General features: G+C 44.3%; 13 protein-coding genes. 5 read left to right on the top strand and 8 right to left on the bottom strand.

What is annotated here, in order from left to right; translation table 11 throughout:
- Nucleotides 1-119 precede the first annotated feature (119 nt).
- From MHI55_RS15510 to MHI55_RS15500, 3 genes are all read right to left on the bottom strand, one after another.
- On the bottom strand, nt 120-395 hold the full coding sequence (locus tag MHI55_RS15510) for a barstar family protein (RefSeq protein WP_076327603.1): 276 nt from the start codon (nt 393-395) through the stop codon (nt 120-122).
- Nucleotides 396-409: 14 nt separating this feature from the next.
- Complete coding sequence (locus tag MHI55_RS15505; RefSeq protein WP_101313754.1) at nt 410-844, bottom strand: ribonuclease domain-containing protein; 435 nt, start codon at nt 842-844, stop codon at nt 410-412.
- Nucleotides 845-1,101: 257 nt separating this feature from the next.
- Complete coding sequence (locus MHI55_RS15500) at nt 1,102-1,863, bottom strand: alpha/beta hydrolase (RefSeq protein WP_127548506.1); 762 nt, start codon at nt 1,861-1,863, stop codon at nt 1,102-1,104.
- Nucleotides 1,864-2,001: 138 nt separating this feature from the next.
- Between MHI55_RS15500 and MHI55_RS15495 the strand changes: the two genes are divergently transcribed.
- The 3 genes from MHI55_RS15495 (at nt 2,002) to MHI55_RS15485 (ending at nt 4,911) form a co-directional block, all read left to right on the top strand.
- Nucleotides 2,002-2,613: a TetR/AcrR family transcriptional regulator gene (locus tag MHI55_RS15495; RefSeq protein WP_127548504.1), complete on the top strand. Its 612-nt coding sequence runs from the start codon at nt 2,002-2,004 to the stop codon at nt 2,611-2,613.
- A gap of 27 nt (nt 2,614-2,640) precedes the next feature.
- A complete protein-coding gene (locus MHI55_RS15490; protein WP_101313752.1) occupies nt 2,641-3,522 on the top strand; it encodes an AraC family transcriptional regulator in 882 nt (293 codons plus the stop codon).
- A gap of 108 nt (nt 3,523-3,630) precedes the next feature.
- The gene (locus MHI55_RS15485) at nt 3,631-4,911 is read left to right on the top strand and encodes a glycoside hydrolase family 27 protein (RefSeq protein WP_101313751.1); all 1,281 of its coding nucleotides are present in this window, start codon (nt 3,631-3,633) and stop codon (nt 4,909-4,911) included.
- Between the two features lie 58 nt (nt 4,912-4,969).
- On the opposite strand, the gene MHI55_RS15480 is transcribed toward MHI55_RS15485, so the two are convergent.
- The 4 genes from MHI55_RS15480 to MHI55_RS15465 all read right to left on the bottom strand — a co-directional run bounded on the left by MHI55_RS15480 (nt 4,970) and on the right by MHI55_RS15465 (nt 10,064).
- Nucleotides 4,970-5,326 (bottom strand): hypothetical protein, encoded by a 357-nt coding sequence (locus MHI55_RS15480; RefSeq protein ID WP_101313750.1) that lies wholly within the window; start codon nt 5,324-5,326, stop codon nt 4,970-4,972.
- Between the two features lie 121 nt (nt 5,327-5,447).
- Nucleotides 5,448-6,176, bottom strand: a complete 729-nt coding sequence (locus tag MHI55_RS15475; protein WP_036615952.1) for an amino acid ABC transporter ATP-binding protein — start codon at nt 6,174-6,176, stop codon at nt 5,448-5,450.
- On the bottom strand, nt 6,169-7,614 hold the full coding sequence (locus tag MHI55_RS15470; protein WP_340032950.1) for an amino acid ABC transporter substrate-binding protein/permease: 1,446 nt from the start codon (nt 7,612-7,614) through the stop codon (nt 6,169-6,171). The genes MHI55_RS15475 and MHI55_RS15470 overlap by 8 nt, the downstream gene beginning before the upstream one ends.
- A gap of 344 nt (nt 7,615-7,958) precedes the next feature.
- Complete coding sequence (locus MHI55_RS15465; protein ID WP_340390499.1) at nt 7,959-10,064, bottom strand: serine hydrolase domain-containing protein; 2,106 nt, start codon at nt 10,062-10,064, stop codon at nt 7,959-7,961.
- A 285-nt stretch (nt 10,065-10,349) separates the two neighbouring features.
- On the opposite strand from MHI55_RS15465, the gene MHI55_RS15460 reads away from it, so the two are divergent.
- Together MHI55_RS15460 and MHI55_RS15455 are read left to right on the top strand one after the other, a co-directional pair.
- Complete coding sequence (locus tag MHI55_RS15460) at nt 10,350-11,780, top strand: PLP-dependent aminotransferase family protein (protein WP_340390498.1); 1,431 nt, start codon at nt 10,350-10,352, stop codon at nt 11,778-11,780.
- A gap of 45 nt (nt 11,781-11,825) precedes the next feature.
- Nucleotides 11,826-12,446 carry an SDR family oxidoreductase gene (locus MHI55_RS15455; RefSeq protein ID WP_340390497.1) on the top strand — a complete coding sequence of 207 codons (621 nt, stop codon included), beginning with the start codon at nt 11,826-11,828 and terminating at the stop codon, nt 12,444-12,446.
- A 135-nt stretch (nt 12,447-12,581) separates the two neighbouring features.
- Here the strand turns inward: MHI55_RS15455 and glyA are convergent, their stop codons facing one another.
- Nucleotides 12,582-13,826 (bottom strand): serine hydroxymethyltransferase, encoded by a 1,245-nt coding sequence (gene glyA / locus MHI55_RS15450; protein WP_076327916.1) that lies wholly within the window; start codon nt 13,824-13,826, stop codon nt 12,582-12,584.
- Between the last annotated feature and the right edge of the window lie 6 nt (nt 13,827-13,832).

The raw sequence follows: 13,832 nt of genomic DNA, 5'->3' as shown, positions 1-13,832 counted from the left end.
CACCCCAACCTTGATTATTAAGCCATGAAAATAGCATGATCTAGACATGAGTCTCAGTAAAAATGTGAAGACCAAAAAAGCGATGGTTGCCCATCGCCTCATAAAACCAAACCTACTTTTCAATAATATAGTTCTAACGTAAATCCTTGGATTTCTGCTTCAACTTCCCGCAACAATTCCATGACTTGATCAGCGTATTCTCCAAGAATTTCTTTACTTTTCTCGAAGCCAATCCATTGAAAAGTAAGCGGCATGCTTACAGCCCCAGTTAAGACATCCCATAGTGCGTCCAAATTGCCTCCATAACTTTCGTCTAACTCAAGCTGGTTCTGCAAAATTTGATGAAGCTCTTCCTTGCTGTGAAAGTCGTTTCCGTTAATCTGAATGATGCTCATATCATTTCCTCCGTTTATTTTAACTGTTCAAATGACTTGTAATGATCTGTCGTCTGGTAGATTAGACCGTCATTCGAGTATAGAATTCGGTCGCTTCCGCGCCGTCCTCCTGAGTAATTTATATCGGCTTCGTACCAAATCCGGCCTTTTTTGTTGGGGAGTAATCCTTCCCGGTTCCTGAACACGTCGCCGCCGATGCTTTTGCCTGGAGCGACTTCTCGCAGGTTACCTTCGCTTGGTTCCCATCCCAGATCTCTGGCCTCTTTCTTGGTAATGTAGTTTGGTGGGAGTTCATTGTGTTCCGAGATATAATTGGCAACCTCATCAAATCCCATATCCTCCGAAACTTGAGGTGATCCGAGATCACGCAAAGACTCTGACGTACAACCTGAGAACAATAATGCAGCGAGGATGATCACTAACGTGTAAGCAAATTTTCTGAAAAACATAATCTTTTCTCCTTTTGATGTTCTTGCTCTTGCTGTCTTCCGTTTTGGTGCTATTTCGATGACAATGCTTCTAATGTTAACGATTTGTGGTAATTAAAGCAATTCTGTAAGCCTATTATGGAGTTGAAATTCAATCAATTAAAGCTGTTGCCTTGCTCCATTGAAGCATTATTTTTATTCTACAACAAAAAAAGCCGCTAAAATAGCGACTTTAATCGTACCACGATCATTATCATTCAACACATTCATTTAATAGTTTAATTTAATGTATCCATCCAGTTCTCTAGGGCTACAACAACCTCTTCCAACTGCTTATCTTCCGTAATGGCAGGCTGATTATCTCCTTTTTGCATGCCGTATGAGCCAAATTGACCGTGATTTCCACCCTCAATACTCACATATGTCGTGTCTTCCGGAAGATTTGCTTTGGAGTTCTCCCAGTCTTCCCAGTTAAGCACTCCGTCATCCGAGCCTGTAATCTGTAAGATAGACAAGTCCGTATTCTTTACGCTCCCTCCTTCATCTGCATAAGAAGCCAAGAAAAAGACTCCTTCCAACTTCTCATTGTGCTCCGTAGCATACCGTGATGCAAATGACCCTCCCAACGAATGGCCACCAATAACAAACGCTTCGTCAGGATGTTCCTCGATAAAGGAATCAGCCTTGTTCTGACCGAAAATCGCCAAGTTTATTGGCATGTTCGCGATATATACGCGGTGACCCTGTTCTGCCATTTCTCTGGCAAGTGGAGAATAACTTTCAGGTTCAACCAGACCACCTGGATAAAAAATAATATTCGGTTTGGTTATCTCTGTACCCACGGGTTCAAATCGGTAACCGTCCTTAATTTTGGCGACAATAACCTGAGCATCACTTGTCATCGCCGTTTCAGCTCGCTCAGTCGGACTATACGTAACCGAATTGAGATATACGAATACTCCGGCCACGAGGATAACGATGGACAAGATTGTCCACATGATTATTTTTTTCCAATTGTTAGTACGTTGTGCTGTTTTCAACCTTAAAACCACCTTAGCATGAGGATAATGATATGTCTTTTTTAACTCTTCATAATTATACTTACCGGTAAGTATAATTACAAGATGATTTTGCTTACTATTGTTATTTGTCATAAAATATTCATGGAGGGAAGTCCAATGACAGAAAAATCACCTAAACGATTGCCTGGAAGACCCAAACATCGCAACGACGATATCTCAATTCAGCAAACCATTATTCAAACCGCTTCACAGTTATTCATGGAGTATGGCTACGAAACAGTCACGCTTCAGCAAATTGGCAAAACATGTAGCGTGTCAAAACCAACCATTTATTATCATTTCACCAGCAAACCCGAGCTTTTTAAGGTTGCCTTTACAACGATGTTACAGAATGTGAGCCGGTTAACCTCGCATATCCTTGATCAAGCCGAGAATCTGGAGTCGGGGCTTGTGCGTCTGGCAGAGGCCAGACTGGGAAATCCACATGCGGAGATTGAAACCATGCTCAGAGAAGCTGAGCCTTTTCTTGAACCAGCTCAAATTCAGGATATACGCAACGCGGAGCATCAGATTCACGAAGTGTTAGCCTCCCATTTCCAACGGGCAATGGATGAAAACAGACTGCGAACGGACGATCCATTTTTCCTCGCAGAGACCTTCTCGACATTGATGTTAATGGGTAATCGGGAAGATAACCTGCATAAATATGGTTCCAACTTTTCTCTAGGCCAGAAGCTAGTAGATATTTTCATTCGCGGAGCGCAGTAAAAATTCAGGGCAACAAGGAGAGCTGACATGAATATCCCTAGAGGAACCTATGGGTTTCGATTCGCGGAAGACAAGGAGCTCCAACTGTGTGTACTGTATGCGGCTGGATGTGATTCAATAACCGATCCTTCTTATCATTGGGATGGACTCGAACGTTCGGACGGGCCTCTCCTGTTATTCCAATATACAATCTCGGGTGAAGGTGTATTTGAGTCGAATAATCGCATCCATCATGTTACCGCAGGACAAGCTTTTTTGGCAGAAATTCCAGGGCTACATCGCTATTACTACCATTCAGCATCAAAAGAGCCTTGGGAGTTTCTGTTCCTGCTGTTCAGACCCACTCTTATTCTGCCCCATTGGAGAAAATTTCTTCGTGAAGCGGGAGAAGTTCCCTATCTTCCCGCTGATTGTACACCCATCCGACTGTTGCGGATGATCGTGACTGATGCGGCAACAGGCAGAATAACTGATCCTCTGATCGCATCATCCAGCGTATATCAGTTCATGACAGAATTAACGCGATTACAGAGAACAACATTGCGCAACAGGGAGAATTGGTCTGAAAACATTCAAATAGCCGTTGAATACATAGAAAACAACTACTCCAAGATGATCAGTATCGATCACCTAGCGGAGCATATTTCCCTTTCCAAATATCACTTTATACGTCGCTTTTCCTCCAGTACGGGCTTGACGCCTGGTGCTTATCTAACCCGTGTACGTACCGAGAAAGCAATGGAACTGCTACGCGGAACTTCTCTTAGCATTGAAGTCATCGCCGAGCAAGTCGGGTATTCCAGCGGAAGTTATTTTATCAAAGCCTTTCGCAGCATAACAGGCGTTACGCCAGGTGAATTTCGTAGTGGCGGAGAAAGCCTTGTGTACCGTAAATTGTTCTTCGACTAACCGCAATATTTTGCTATTCGACACTCAACATTACTGTAGATATTAATAAAATCCTTTATTATGATGAATTGAGCGAGAGCAATAATTAATCCATAAAGGAGCATTCCCATGAATCATACACTTGCAGCATCAACTCCACCGCTTGGCTGGAACAGCTGGGATTGTTACGGCGCAGCCGTTACGGAAGACGAAATTCGTGGCAACGCCGAGTACATGGCAGAACATCTTAAAGACTTCGGCTGGAGCTATATTACGGTCGACATTCAATGGTACGAGCCTTTGGCCAATTCTTCGCAATATCGTCCGTTCGTTCCACTCATCATGGATGAATATTCGCGACTTATGCCTGCCGAGAATCGGTTTCCCTCCGCTGCAGGTGGACAGGGATTCAAGCCATTATCCGACTACGTTCATAGTCTGGGGCTGCAATTCGGCATTCACATCATGCGTGGTATTCCACGTCAAGCTGCACATGCGGCTACTCCGATTCTGGGAACAACCGCCACTGCGCGCGATATTGCTCATCCTAACTCCATCTGTCCGTGGAATACAGATATGTATGGTGTTGATAGCTCAAAAGAAGGCGCACAAGCCTACTACGATTCGCTTTTTGAACTGTATGCACAATGGGGCGTTGACTTGGTGAAGGTTGACGATATTGCTGCTTCAAGGCTCTATGACACCCATCAGCCTGAGATCGAAATGATATCCAAAGCGATTGAGCGCTCCGGTCGGCCCATGGTACTAAGTCTCTCTCCTGGCCCTGCTCCAGTAGAATACTCAGAATTCTTGGCTGATCATGCCAACATGTGGCGTGTCACGGACGACTTCTGGGACCTCTGGCCACTGTTATTGGATATGTTCGACCGCTGCCGGACGTGGCAGAGCGTTCCCAAAGCAGGCTGCTGGCCAGACTGTGATATGTTGCCTTTGGGTCATATCGGTATCCGTTCTGTAGACGGTGGTGGAGCAGATCGCTGGACTCGGTTCACACCTGACGAGCAGTTGACGATGATGTCACTGTGGAGCATCTTCCGTTCCCCGCTCATCTTTGGTGGTGAACTGCGAGATAACGATGACTGGACACTATCCCTGCTAACTAATCGTGAGGTTCTGCGAATGCATCGCGAGAGTTACGGAGCCAGAGAAGCCTTACGCAAAGAAGATCTTATTGTGTGGACTGCCCAGCATACGGATGGTTCCTCTTACGTCGCTGTGTTTAACATCGGCGAGAATGCTCTACCTGTGGATCTGTCCATTGATGAGGTCGGACTGTCCGGCATTACCGAAGGTACCGAATTGTGGAGCCAAGAAGCAGCTCAATTAACAGAGAATTCCTTAGTTACTACTGTACCTGTGCACGGTGTGCGTCTCTATCGGTTTTCCTAAGCTTGCAAAAGAAAAAGAGAGGTCTGTCGTTCATTAGACAGACCTCTCTCTCATTTCATCAGTATGTATCCATGGCTTGAACGGCCAGATGAAATGCTTTAATCCTTCTTTCTAGAAGAGTCTTTTGTGGGCTACCTTCTTTGGAATTGGCATACATGCTCTCTAGAGATGGGAACAATCCCATCAAGACAAGACGAGCTTCTGCGATATCTTCCTCCGTGTAGGGATGAGATTTCTGATTCCATACCTTTTCCAACAGTGCTAGGCCGATGTATAAAGCTTGGAGACGTTTCTGTAACAATGTTGTGTTATTCCTTTTCTGAGTCATATTCACTAAGGCATTTTCCGATTTGCGGATGGTTGATTGAAAGGCTTTAATGGATTGCAGTTGATCTTCTTGTGACACGTTTTCCATAGAGTATAGACCTCACTTTCTTGGCTTAGTTTGTTCGGTCTTTCTATTAAATCACCTCATAAATATAACAAAAAAAGCCGCTAAAATAGCGACTTTCAATGTATTCATTCTCGATTCAGTGCTAGAGTACCTTTTCCAAAAAGCTGATCGTCCGTTCATTCTTCGGATTTCCAAATATCTCTTCAGGAGTGCCCTGCTCGACAATATAACCACCGTCCATGAAGATCACACGATCAGCTACTTCACGAGCAAAACCCATCTCATGGGTAACAATCATCATCGTCATGCCTTCGCTCGCGAGGTCCTTCATAACACCGAGGACTTCTCCTACCATCTCAGGGTCAAGCGCCGACGTCGGTTCATCAAATAACATAACATCCGGATTCATAGCAAGCGCACGAGCGATAGCTACACGTTGTTTTTGTCCACCTGACAGTTGTGTTGGGAAGCTCTCTGCTTTATCAGACAGACCCACACGCTCAAGTAATTTGAGTGCTGTATCACGCGCCTGCTGTGCATTTAATATCCCGAGTTCTCTGGGCGCAAACATGATGTTTTTAAGTACACTAAAATGAGGGAACAAGTTAAAATGTTGAAATACCATGCCAATATTTTCGCGAGCTTTGTTCAGGTTGGTTTTAGGGTCATTCAGATCCTGATCATCCACAATAACCCGGCCTGCCGTAATCACATCTAATTGGTTAATGCAGCGCAAGAAGGTACTTTTTCCCGAACCGGAAGGCCCGATGACACAGACAACTTCTCCTTCGTTGACCGCCACATCAATTCCCTTGAGGACCTGATTCGAGCCGAAACTTTTCTTCAAACCTTCAACTTTTATTTTAGCCACGACGAACCTTCACCTCCAGATAATCAGCAATTTTGGTCAATGTGATAATGACAATCAGGTACATAACCGCAACCGTTAACCAAATGTCAAAAGAGGAGAACGTTCTTGCAATAACAATTTTACCCGATTGTGTCAACTCTACGAGACCAATAACGGATAAGATTGACGTATCCTTCAACGTGATAACCATCTGGTTAATGAAGGACGGAATCATAACCCGCACTGCCTGCGGAATAACGATCTTTATCATCGCTTTGCGATAAGGAATGCCCAATGAACGGGCAGCTTCCATCTGACCACGATCAATCGATTGAATCCCGCCTCGGATAATCTCGGTTACGTACGCCCCTGCATTCAGACTAAGTGTCAGAATAGCCGCCAGGAACAATGGCATCGTGAAGCCCATCGCCTGTGGAATCCCGAAATAGATAAAGAATGCCAGGACAATCAGCGGAATACCGCGGAAGATATCCACAAATACGGTGGCAACAACTCGAAGGAATTTGTTCTGTCCCACCTTCATGAATCCGAAAATCAGACCGATGATAAACGCGAAGAACAGGGATACAATCGTGTATAAAAGTGTTTTTCCCAGACCTTTAAAAAGTGCAGGAAGAGATTTCTGTATTAACTCCCAACGCCCCAGATTTGCGACTTGGGAATTCTCTCCAACATATTCTTCGATAATGCGCTTGTACTCACCGTTTGCTTTGATATTCACAAGACCAGCATTGAACATCTCCAGAAGTTCCTGATTTTTACCCTTACTTACCGCAAATCCGTAGGAAGCCCCGTCTTCTTTGGCGGTAACGATTTTCAAACCATTATTCTGCTTTACCCCATATCTTAGAACGGGTTCATCTTCAAAACAGGCCACCGAATTACCGGTCTTTACATCATCATACATTTGATATGATTCATCGAATGGAACAACGGTAAAGCCATATTTTGAGGCGATGGACTCAGCAAAGCTGTACCCTTCTGTTCCCGTTTTTACAGCGACCTTTTTACCACGAAGATCTTCGTAACTTTTAATGGTATCATTATTGGAACTAATCCCCATAACAACGCCTGAATCATAATATGGCTCTGAAAAATCAAATTTCGCTTTTCGCTCATCCGTAATACTCATCCCTGCGATTACACCATCGACTTGATTCGCCTCAAGTGCCTGTACAGCTGCGTTAAATCCCAGGGATTTGATTTGATACTTGAAATTTTGATCTTTGGCGATGGCATCCAGCAAATCCATGTCGATACCAACAAAATCACCATTCTCATCTTCATATTCGAATGGAGCAAATGTGACATCAGTTCCGATAACATAGGTTTTACCGGAATCGGACGCTGCGGCAGCGTTCCCTACCCATCCCGATAGACCGCTCACCAGGAGCAGCATCAGTGAAAGTATAAAAAATGAGATCTTCGTTGTTTTCATGTGTCCTCCCCGTCTCGGTATTGTCCGAATAATCATTATTTTCTTTGGAATCGGTATTACGGTTATGCTTTTTGTCGATCTTCTGCCCATTTGATTGTTATTATTTACTGTATATTAACAATCAATGCTTTGCCTTTCCACTTGCAACATTTTCCTCCATCATTTTTTTCCAACCAGTAAAAGTCCTTTTAATACTTACCCTTTAAGTAAGCTTCGCGAAACCCAATATTACATTGTGAATCTGAAAAAAGGTACATTTACTTTAAAACGTATTATTTAAAATTTAAAACTCAAAAAAAGCCGCGATTTCCGCGACTTTTTATTGTACAGTTTTTTATAATCTATTAATTTGCTCTGGTTGTCAATACAATCTCGAACTTCGAACCAGCTTCACCCGCGAATACAATAGTTCCGTTCTCAGGCAACACAATTTCGTTTTGTCCACTGACCACTGTATGATTAATGCCTATGCCAGCTTGGTTATATACAGCAAATGCGCTGTTTGCAGACATCTTGACCGTCATTTCTTTACCTGTTGCTGATGCTGGAATCGAATACCATGTGGCATGACCATTCGCCTGAATCGTTGTCTTCGATTGTTTTCCCGCATAGATCGGTTTGATGATGTCTTGAGCAGCATAAACGTTGCCTCCAGCTGTAACATATTCCACGCCATTTTCCTCATAGAAATTAAACTCCATAGTGTCACGGCCCGCTAATCCAGGAATTTGCAATTGGTTCACAGCTTGGTTAGCTCCAACGATTTTATTCGTGTAGACATAACCCGGCAGCTCATTAAAAGTATGAATGGGAATCATCGGCATCGCTGCGTTGTACAGTGTTGATGTGTATTTTTCATTGACCAAGACGTAGGCTTTGCCTTCTCGTTTCTGCCATGCGGCCTTTACTTCTGCAGACAATTCATTGGTTTCAAGCTTTTCTGCCTTATATTCAGAGGAAGCAACTTGCCCAAGCCCAGGCACAGACTGATACGAGCGAGACCACAAGTATGTGTTCCCATTGACTTCCTGAACGAACTTCAGCTTTTCCGTAGCCGCATCATTAACAAATGATCCATCAGCGGTGTACGTATAGGTCTGATCAGAACTGTTAGGAGACGACAGATTAGATAGCGTTAATTGCCCGTCATCTTTTACGTCCAGCTTCATTAACATGTTTGCCCCACCCGCGTACATGCCTGTGTGCTGTGTAAGTTCCTTCGGCATGGTTGTTTTCACCGGTGCACCATGTGACTTCTCCGGTTTACGCTCTGGAATGATATTCTTCTCCTCAAGCGCACTAAGCAACAGCTCAGTTGCCAGCAATTGATCCGTTGAGCTATGACCACCCGAAGAGGTTACGGCAGCAGCCATATTATACTCCGGTAACACAATCAAGGAGGAATGATAGGTGATTGTATTGCCACCTTTGCTTACTGCCTGGATGCCGTAATCATTAAAAGGAAACAGGTTCACGCTGTCCCAGCCTAGGCCGTAACCAATGGACGAATCGCCTTCTTCTGGCCACATGCCTCTCTTGTATTCTTCTTGCTCCATGGCCTCTACGGATTCCTCCGAAAGAACACCTTCAACATCACCTGTAAAGATTTTCGAGAACTGAACCAGATCTTCAGCGGTGGAATAGATGCCTCCCGAGGCAATCATATTTGTAGTCTCTAATGGGAGTTGCTCCTCATGCGAAGGGGCATATGTTGCTGCCATCTGGCTAAAGTCCACAATATCCTGCGGTGTTTTGGTATGCTCCATACCAAGGGGTTCAGTTATGTACCGGTGCATGAAAGTTGTGAAGTCCATGCCGCTGACCCGCTCAACCAGAATTTCAGCTAATGTAAAACCGTCATTGCTATACACCGAGTATGCGCCAGGATCGGCCTTCAGATGTTGCGTCGCCAATTGATCCAGTAACGTATCATGTGCATAGGTATCATTATCTCCAAACAGAATTGCACTGTTACTTGACGTTCCGAGAAGTCCGGATGAATGATTCAGTAACATGCGTGGTGTAATCTGTTGGTAACGCTTGTCTTTCATTTTAAAGTCTGGAATATACTTCACGACAGGCTCATCGAGATCGATCTTGCCTTGGTCAACAAGCTTCATTACGGCAGTGGTGAGCACCATTTTGCTGGTTGAACCAATGCCATACATGGTATCTGAAGAAAGCGGGATGTTGTTTTTCAGATCATTGTTGCCTGCCTGACCGGAGATCACAATCTCACCCTCATCCATCAGTGCGTACTGCACACTTGTCGTAGCGTATGATTCAGTGAGTACCTTGGCCTTTGCACTTACTGCCTTTTTAGTTAGATCATACGTAGGGTTATTACCGTTACTGGTAGCAGGTGTGGCCATGGCCGACATTGGGGACATCATTGCAAACACCAAGGTTATGGCGGCGATAGAAGTTCGTTTCTTTCGTGTCAATCTCATCTTCTCCTGTCTAGTCTATGGATTAGGAATCTCTGTGTTAGTACTCCCGTAGTGTAACCGAAGAAGATGAACTGTCTGTGGCTTGAATATGAATCGAGTATGAACCAAGCAGGACCAACCCAAATAGGTTGGACACACAGTAAAAATCCCTTTAGTCCAGCTTTGTTTTGTTTGCAAATTAAACTTTTGCTATAATGGTATATCAATCAATGGATTGCCAATAACATGGCTAAGTACATAAATAAATGCAGTCCATAATTCAGCATGAGTAATGGAGTTGAAGCAATGCTAAAAGTTAATCGGAATGACCAACGCCCGATCTGGCAGCAACTTTTGGATCAAGCGATTCATAATATCACAACCGGGAAATGGCAACCAGGAGAATTGCTACTCCCCTCACGTGAACTTGCTCAATTAATTGGTGTTTCACGCTCAACCATACAGATTGTGTACGAGGAATTATTCAGTCGAGGGTATACGGTAACCTCTCGACGAGCCGGGACAAGAGTTAGTGATTGGACATATGCACCTCGTTCATCAGAAGACGTCACGATGCAAGGGCCTATACCGCCCGAATTGCCTACACTAAACGAATCGATTGGTCATCTGCATAGTTGGTTTGGCAATAGAGACAATCGCAAAATAGAAATTGATTTTAATCCCCACGAGCCTTATCTGGATGAAAGTTTCACAAAAGCCTGGAGGCAATCCTTTTTACAAGCTTCCACTGAACCTGATCTGGGTCTTTGGGCTTATGGTGATGCCAGAGGGTTACTGGCGTTAAGAGAACAGATTCAACGTTATTTGTCACTTGAACGAGGCATTCATATCGATGTTGATCAAATCTTGTTAACCTCAGGTGCACAACATAGCATTGATTTAATTGCCCAGGCACTCTTAAGTGAGGGAGACAGAGTTTCCGTAGAAGATCCCGGCTTCCCAGCCGCTTGGATGGCGATGAAATACCGCCGGATGCAAGTCGATCCCGTTCCAGTCGATGAGTATGGATTATGTGTAGATCATATTCACCCACAGACGAAACTCGTATTTGTCACACCTTCTCATCAATGCGCCGTTGGTGTTATTATGTCGGAGCCACGCAGGCAACAATTGATGCACTTGGCAGCTCATCATCGATATTGGATTGTTGAGGATGACTACGATAGCGAATTTAGGTACCGTGGAGATCCGCTTCCAACTATATTTAGTCAGCAACCCCAGAATACGCTTTATATGATGAGTTTTTCCAAAATGGTTGCACCAGGCATACGACTATCCGCTATCATCGGCCCCAAAATAGCCATCGATCGCCTTACCCAAGTACACGAACTAACGTATCGTCATCTGCCGATTATGGAACAATTAACGCTTACTCACTTTATTGAACGTGGTCATTTCATGCGCCATATGAGAAGAGTTCGGAACATATATCGACGCAGACACGAAGTCATGACCAAAGCCATTGTTGCTTCTGGGCTAGGCTCACGATTTACATTAAGTGGTGTGGAAACGGGATTACATATGCTTCTAGAATCTGAAACGTCATTTGACGAAGAAGCGCTGACAAATGCTGCCCTTGATCAAGGTGTACGCGTGTATCCGCTTAGCAGATATTGCTTGGAGAGTCATCGAAAGGGATGGATATTAGGTTTTGCGAAAGTGGATGAGGATCAGATTGAGGAAGGCATACATCGACTTGCAAAGATTGTACTATGATGGAGAACATGCTCTCCAATCGGATTCGAAAGGATGTTTTTTAGGATGAAAATTTTAGTATTGGGAGCCACCGGACGGGTTGGAAGTCATTTCGTCTCTAATGCCCTACGTTCCAATCATCATGTAACTGCACTGGTTAGAAGCCCGGAAAAGGTACAAATCAACGATGACAATTTCGTTCTACATCAAGGAAACGCTTTAGTCAAAGAGGATATTCATCACGCCATACAGGGTGTGGATCTCGTTGTTAGTTCCTTAAGTACCGATGGAACAACTACATTATCGCAATCCATGGGACATATTGTTGAGGCTATGGCTCAGGAGCGTATCAAAAGAATCATTACCGTTGGTACAGCAGGAATATTGGAAAGTCGAACGGATCCTGGCTTGCTTCGTTTTCAATCCCCTGAGTCCAAACGTAAGTCCACGCGAGCAGCTGAAGAGCATCTGGAGATGTACAACATTCTGAAGGCTTCAGAGTTAGAATGGACAATCGTGTGTCCTACCTACTTATTTGATGGAGAATCTCTTGGTAAGTACCGGGTTGAGCGCGACTATTTGCCTGACGGTGGAACTTCTATATCTGTAATCGATACTGCGGAGTTTGCTTATCAGCAATTAATGTCTGATGAGTATGTACAGTCTCGTGTAGGTATATCCTACTAGGGCGTCTCCTAAATCTCAATTAAGGTATATCTCTTCGTTCAAAAAAGTAAGTTTCAATATAAACAAGCACATTACGAGCCTGCAATTGTTATCCATTAGGAACAATTGCAGGCTCTATTTGTGTCTGCTGTTGAGCTATTTAAGCCCTTCATATAGAGGAAATTGCGAAGTGATTTCACGGACACTACCTAATATTTGATTTTTCACATCCGAGTTTTTTGGATTTTTAAAAGCAAGCCCTATCAGCTGAGCGATTTCTTTCATTTCCCTGGCTCCAAGCCCTCTTGAAGTCATAGCCGGAGTTCCAAAACGAATACCGCTTGTAACCAAAGGACTTGCCGTATCGTGAGGGATTGCATTTTTATTCGCCGTAATCCCTACTTCATCCAGTAAAGCTTCGGCTTCTTTGCCTGTAAGGCCCATAGTTCGTAAGTCAACCAACACGATATGATTATCTGTTCCTCCCGATACAAGGGTAAGTCCTTCATTCATTAAAGTTTCTGCCAATACGTTGGCGTTATTCAGAACACCTTCAATATATGTTGTGAACTCGGTTTGCAATGCCTCGCCTAATGCCACCGCTTTCCCCGCGATAACGTGCATGAATGGCCCGCCCTGAGTCCCCGGGAATACAGCTTTGTCTATCGCCTTTGCCCAGGATTCCCGGCACAAAATGGCTCCCCCTCGTGGTCCTCGTAAGGTCTTGTGTGTGGTGGTTGAAACAAAATGGGCATGTGGTACCGGGTTAGGATGCAAACCTGCCGCAACAATTCCTGCTATATGCGCCATATCTACAAAGAAAAGAGCTCCCACTTCGGCGGCAATCTGGGCAAATAATTCAAACTCAATGGTCCGCGGGTATGCACTTCCACCTGCAACAATCATGCGTGGACGATACTTATAAGCAAGTTTACGTACTTCGTCAAAGTCAATGCGGCCCGTCTGTGCATCGACACCATATGAAACAAAATTGTAAAACCTACCTGAAAAATTAACAGTACTTCCGTGGGTTAGATGACCACCCTGGGATAGATTCATGCCAAGTATTGTGTCCCCAATCTCAACCGAGGCAAAATATACTGCCATATTGGCCTGAGAACCGGAGTGAGGCTGCACATTCGCATGTTCAGCGCCAAAAAGTGCTTTAAGGCGGCTATTTGCTATCTCTTCGACTGTATCGACATGCTCACACCCGCCATAATATCTTCTGCCCGGATACCCCTCCGCATATTTATTGGTCAATACCGAACCTGTTGCTTCCATCACAGCTTGACTTACAAAATTCTCTGATGCAATCAGTTCTATCTTATCCCGCTGCCTTCCAAGCTCTTGCTGGACAGCCATTCCTATTACTTTATCTTGCTTCTCCAAATGTTTCATGAACAT

It is taken from the genome of Paenibacillus sp. FSL E2-0151 (assembly GCF_037993015.1).
Lineage (GTDB): Bacteria > Bacillota > Bacilli > Paenibacillales > Paenibacillaceae > Paenibacillus > Paenibacillus amylolyticus.
The sequence above is the reverse complement of the archived record's forward strand: the minus strand, read 5'-3'. Positions and strand labels throughout refer to the sequence as shown.

Excerpts from the sequence above, each read along its gene's own strand:
- MHI55_RS15495 (WP_127548504.1), top strand. The coding sequence starts at position 2,002 with ATGACAGAAAAATCACCTAAACGATTGCCTGGAAGACCCAAACATCGC.
- MHI55_RS15490 (WP_101313752.1), top strand. The coding sequence starts at position 2,641 with ATGAATATCCCTAGAGGAACCTATGGGTTTCGATTCGCGGAAGACAAG.
- MHI55_RS15480 (WP_101313750.1), bottom strand. The coding sequence starts at position 5,326 with ATGGAAAACGTGTCACAAGAAGATCAACTGCAATCCATTAAAGCCTTT.
- MHI55_RS15465 (WP_340390499.1), bottom strand. The coding sequence starts at position 10,064 with ATGAGATTGACACGAAAGAAACGAACTTCTATCGCCGCCATAACCTTG.
- MHI55_RS15460 (WP_340390498.1), top strand. The coding sequence starts at position 10,350 with ATGCTAAAAGTTAATCGGAATGACCAACGCCCGATCTGGCAGCAACTT.
- MHI55_RS15470 (WP_340032950.1), bottom strand. The coding sequence starts at position 7,614 with ATGAAAACAACGAAGATCTCATTTTTTATACTTTCACTGATGCTGCTC.
- MHI55_RS15505 (WP_101313754.1), bottom strand. The coding sequence starts at position 844 with ATGTTTTTCAGAAAATTTGCTTACACGTTAGTGATCATCCTCGCTGCA.
- glyA (WP_076327916.1), bottom strand. The coding sequence starts at position 13,826 with ATGAAACATTTGGAGAAGCAAGATAAAGTAATAGGAATGGCTGTCCAG.
- MHI55_RS15455 (WP_340390497.1), top strand. The coding sequence starts at position 11,826 with ATGAAAATTTTAGTATTGGGAGCCACCGGACGGGTTGGAAGTCATTTC.
- MHI55_RS15485 (WP_101313751.1), top strand. The coding sequence starts at position 3,631 with ATGAATCATACACTTGCAGCATCAACTCCACCGCTTGGCTGGAACAGC.
- MHI55_RS15510 (WP_076327603.1), bottom strand. The coding sequence starts at position 395 with ATGAGCATCATTCAGATTAACGGAAACGACTTTCACAGCAAGGAAGAG.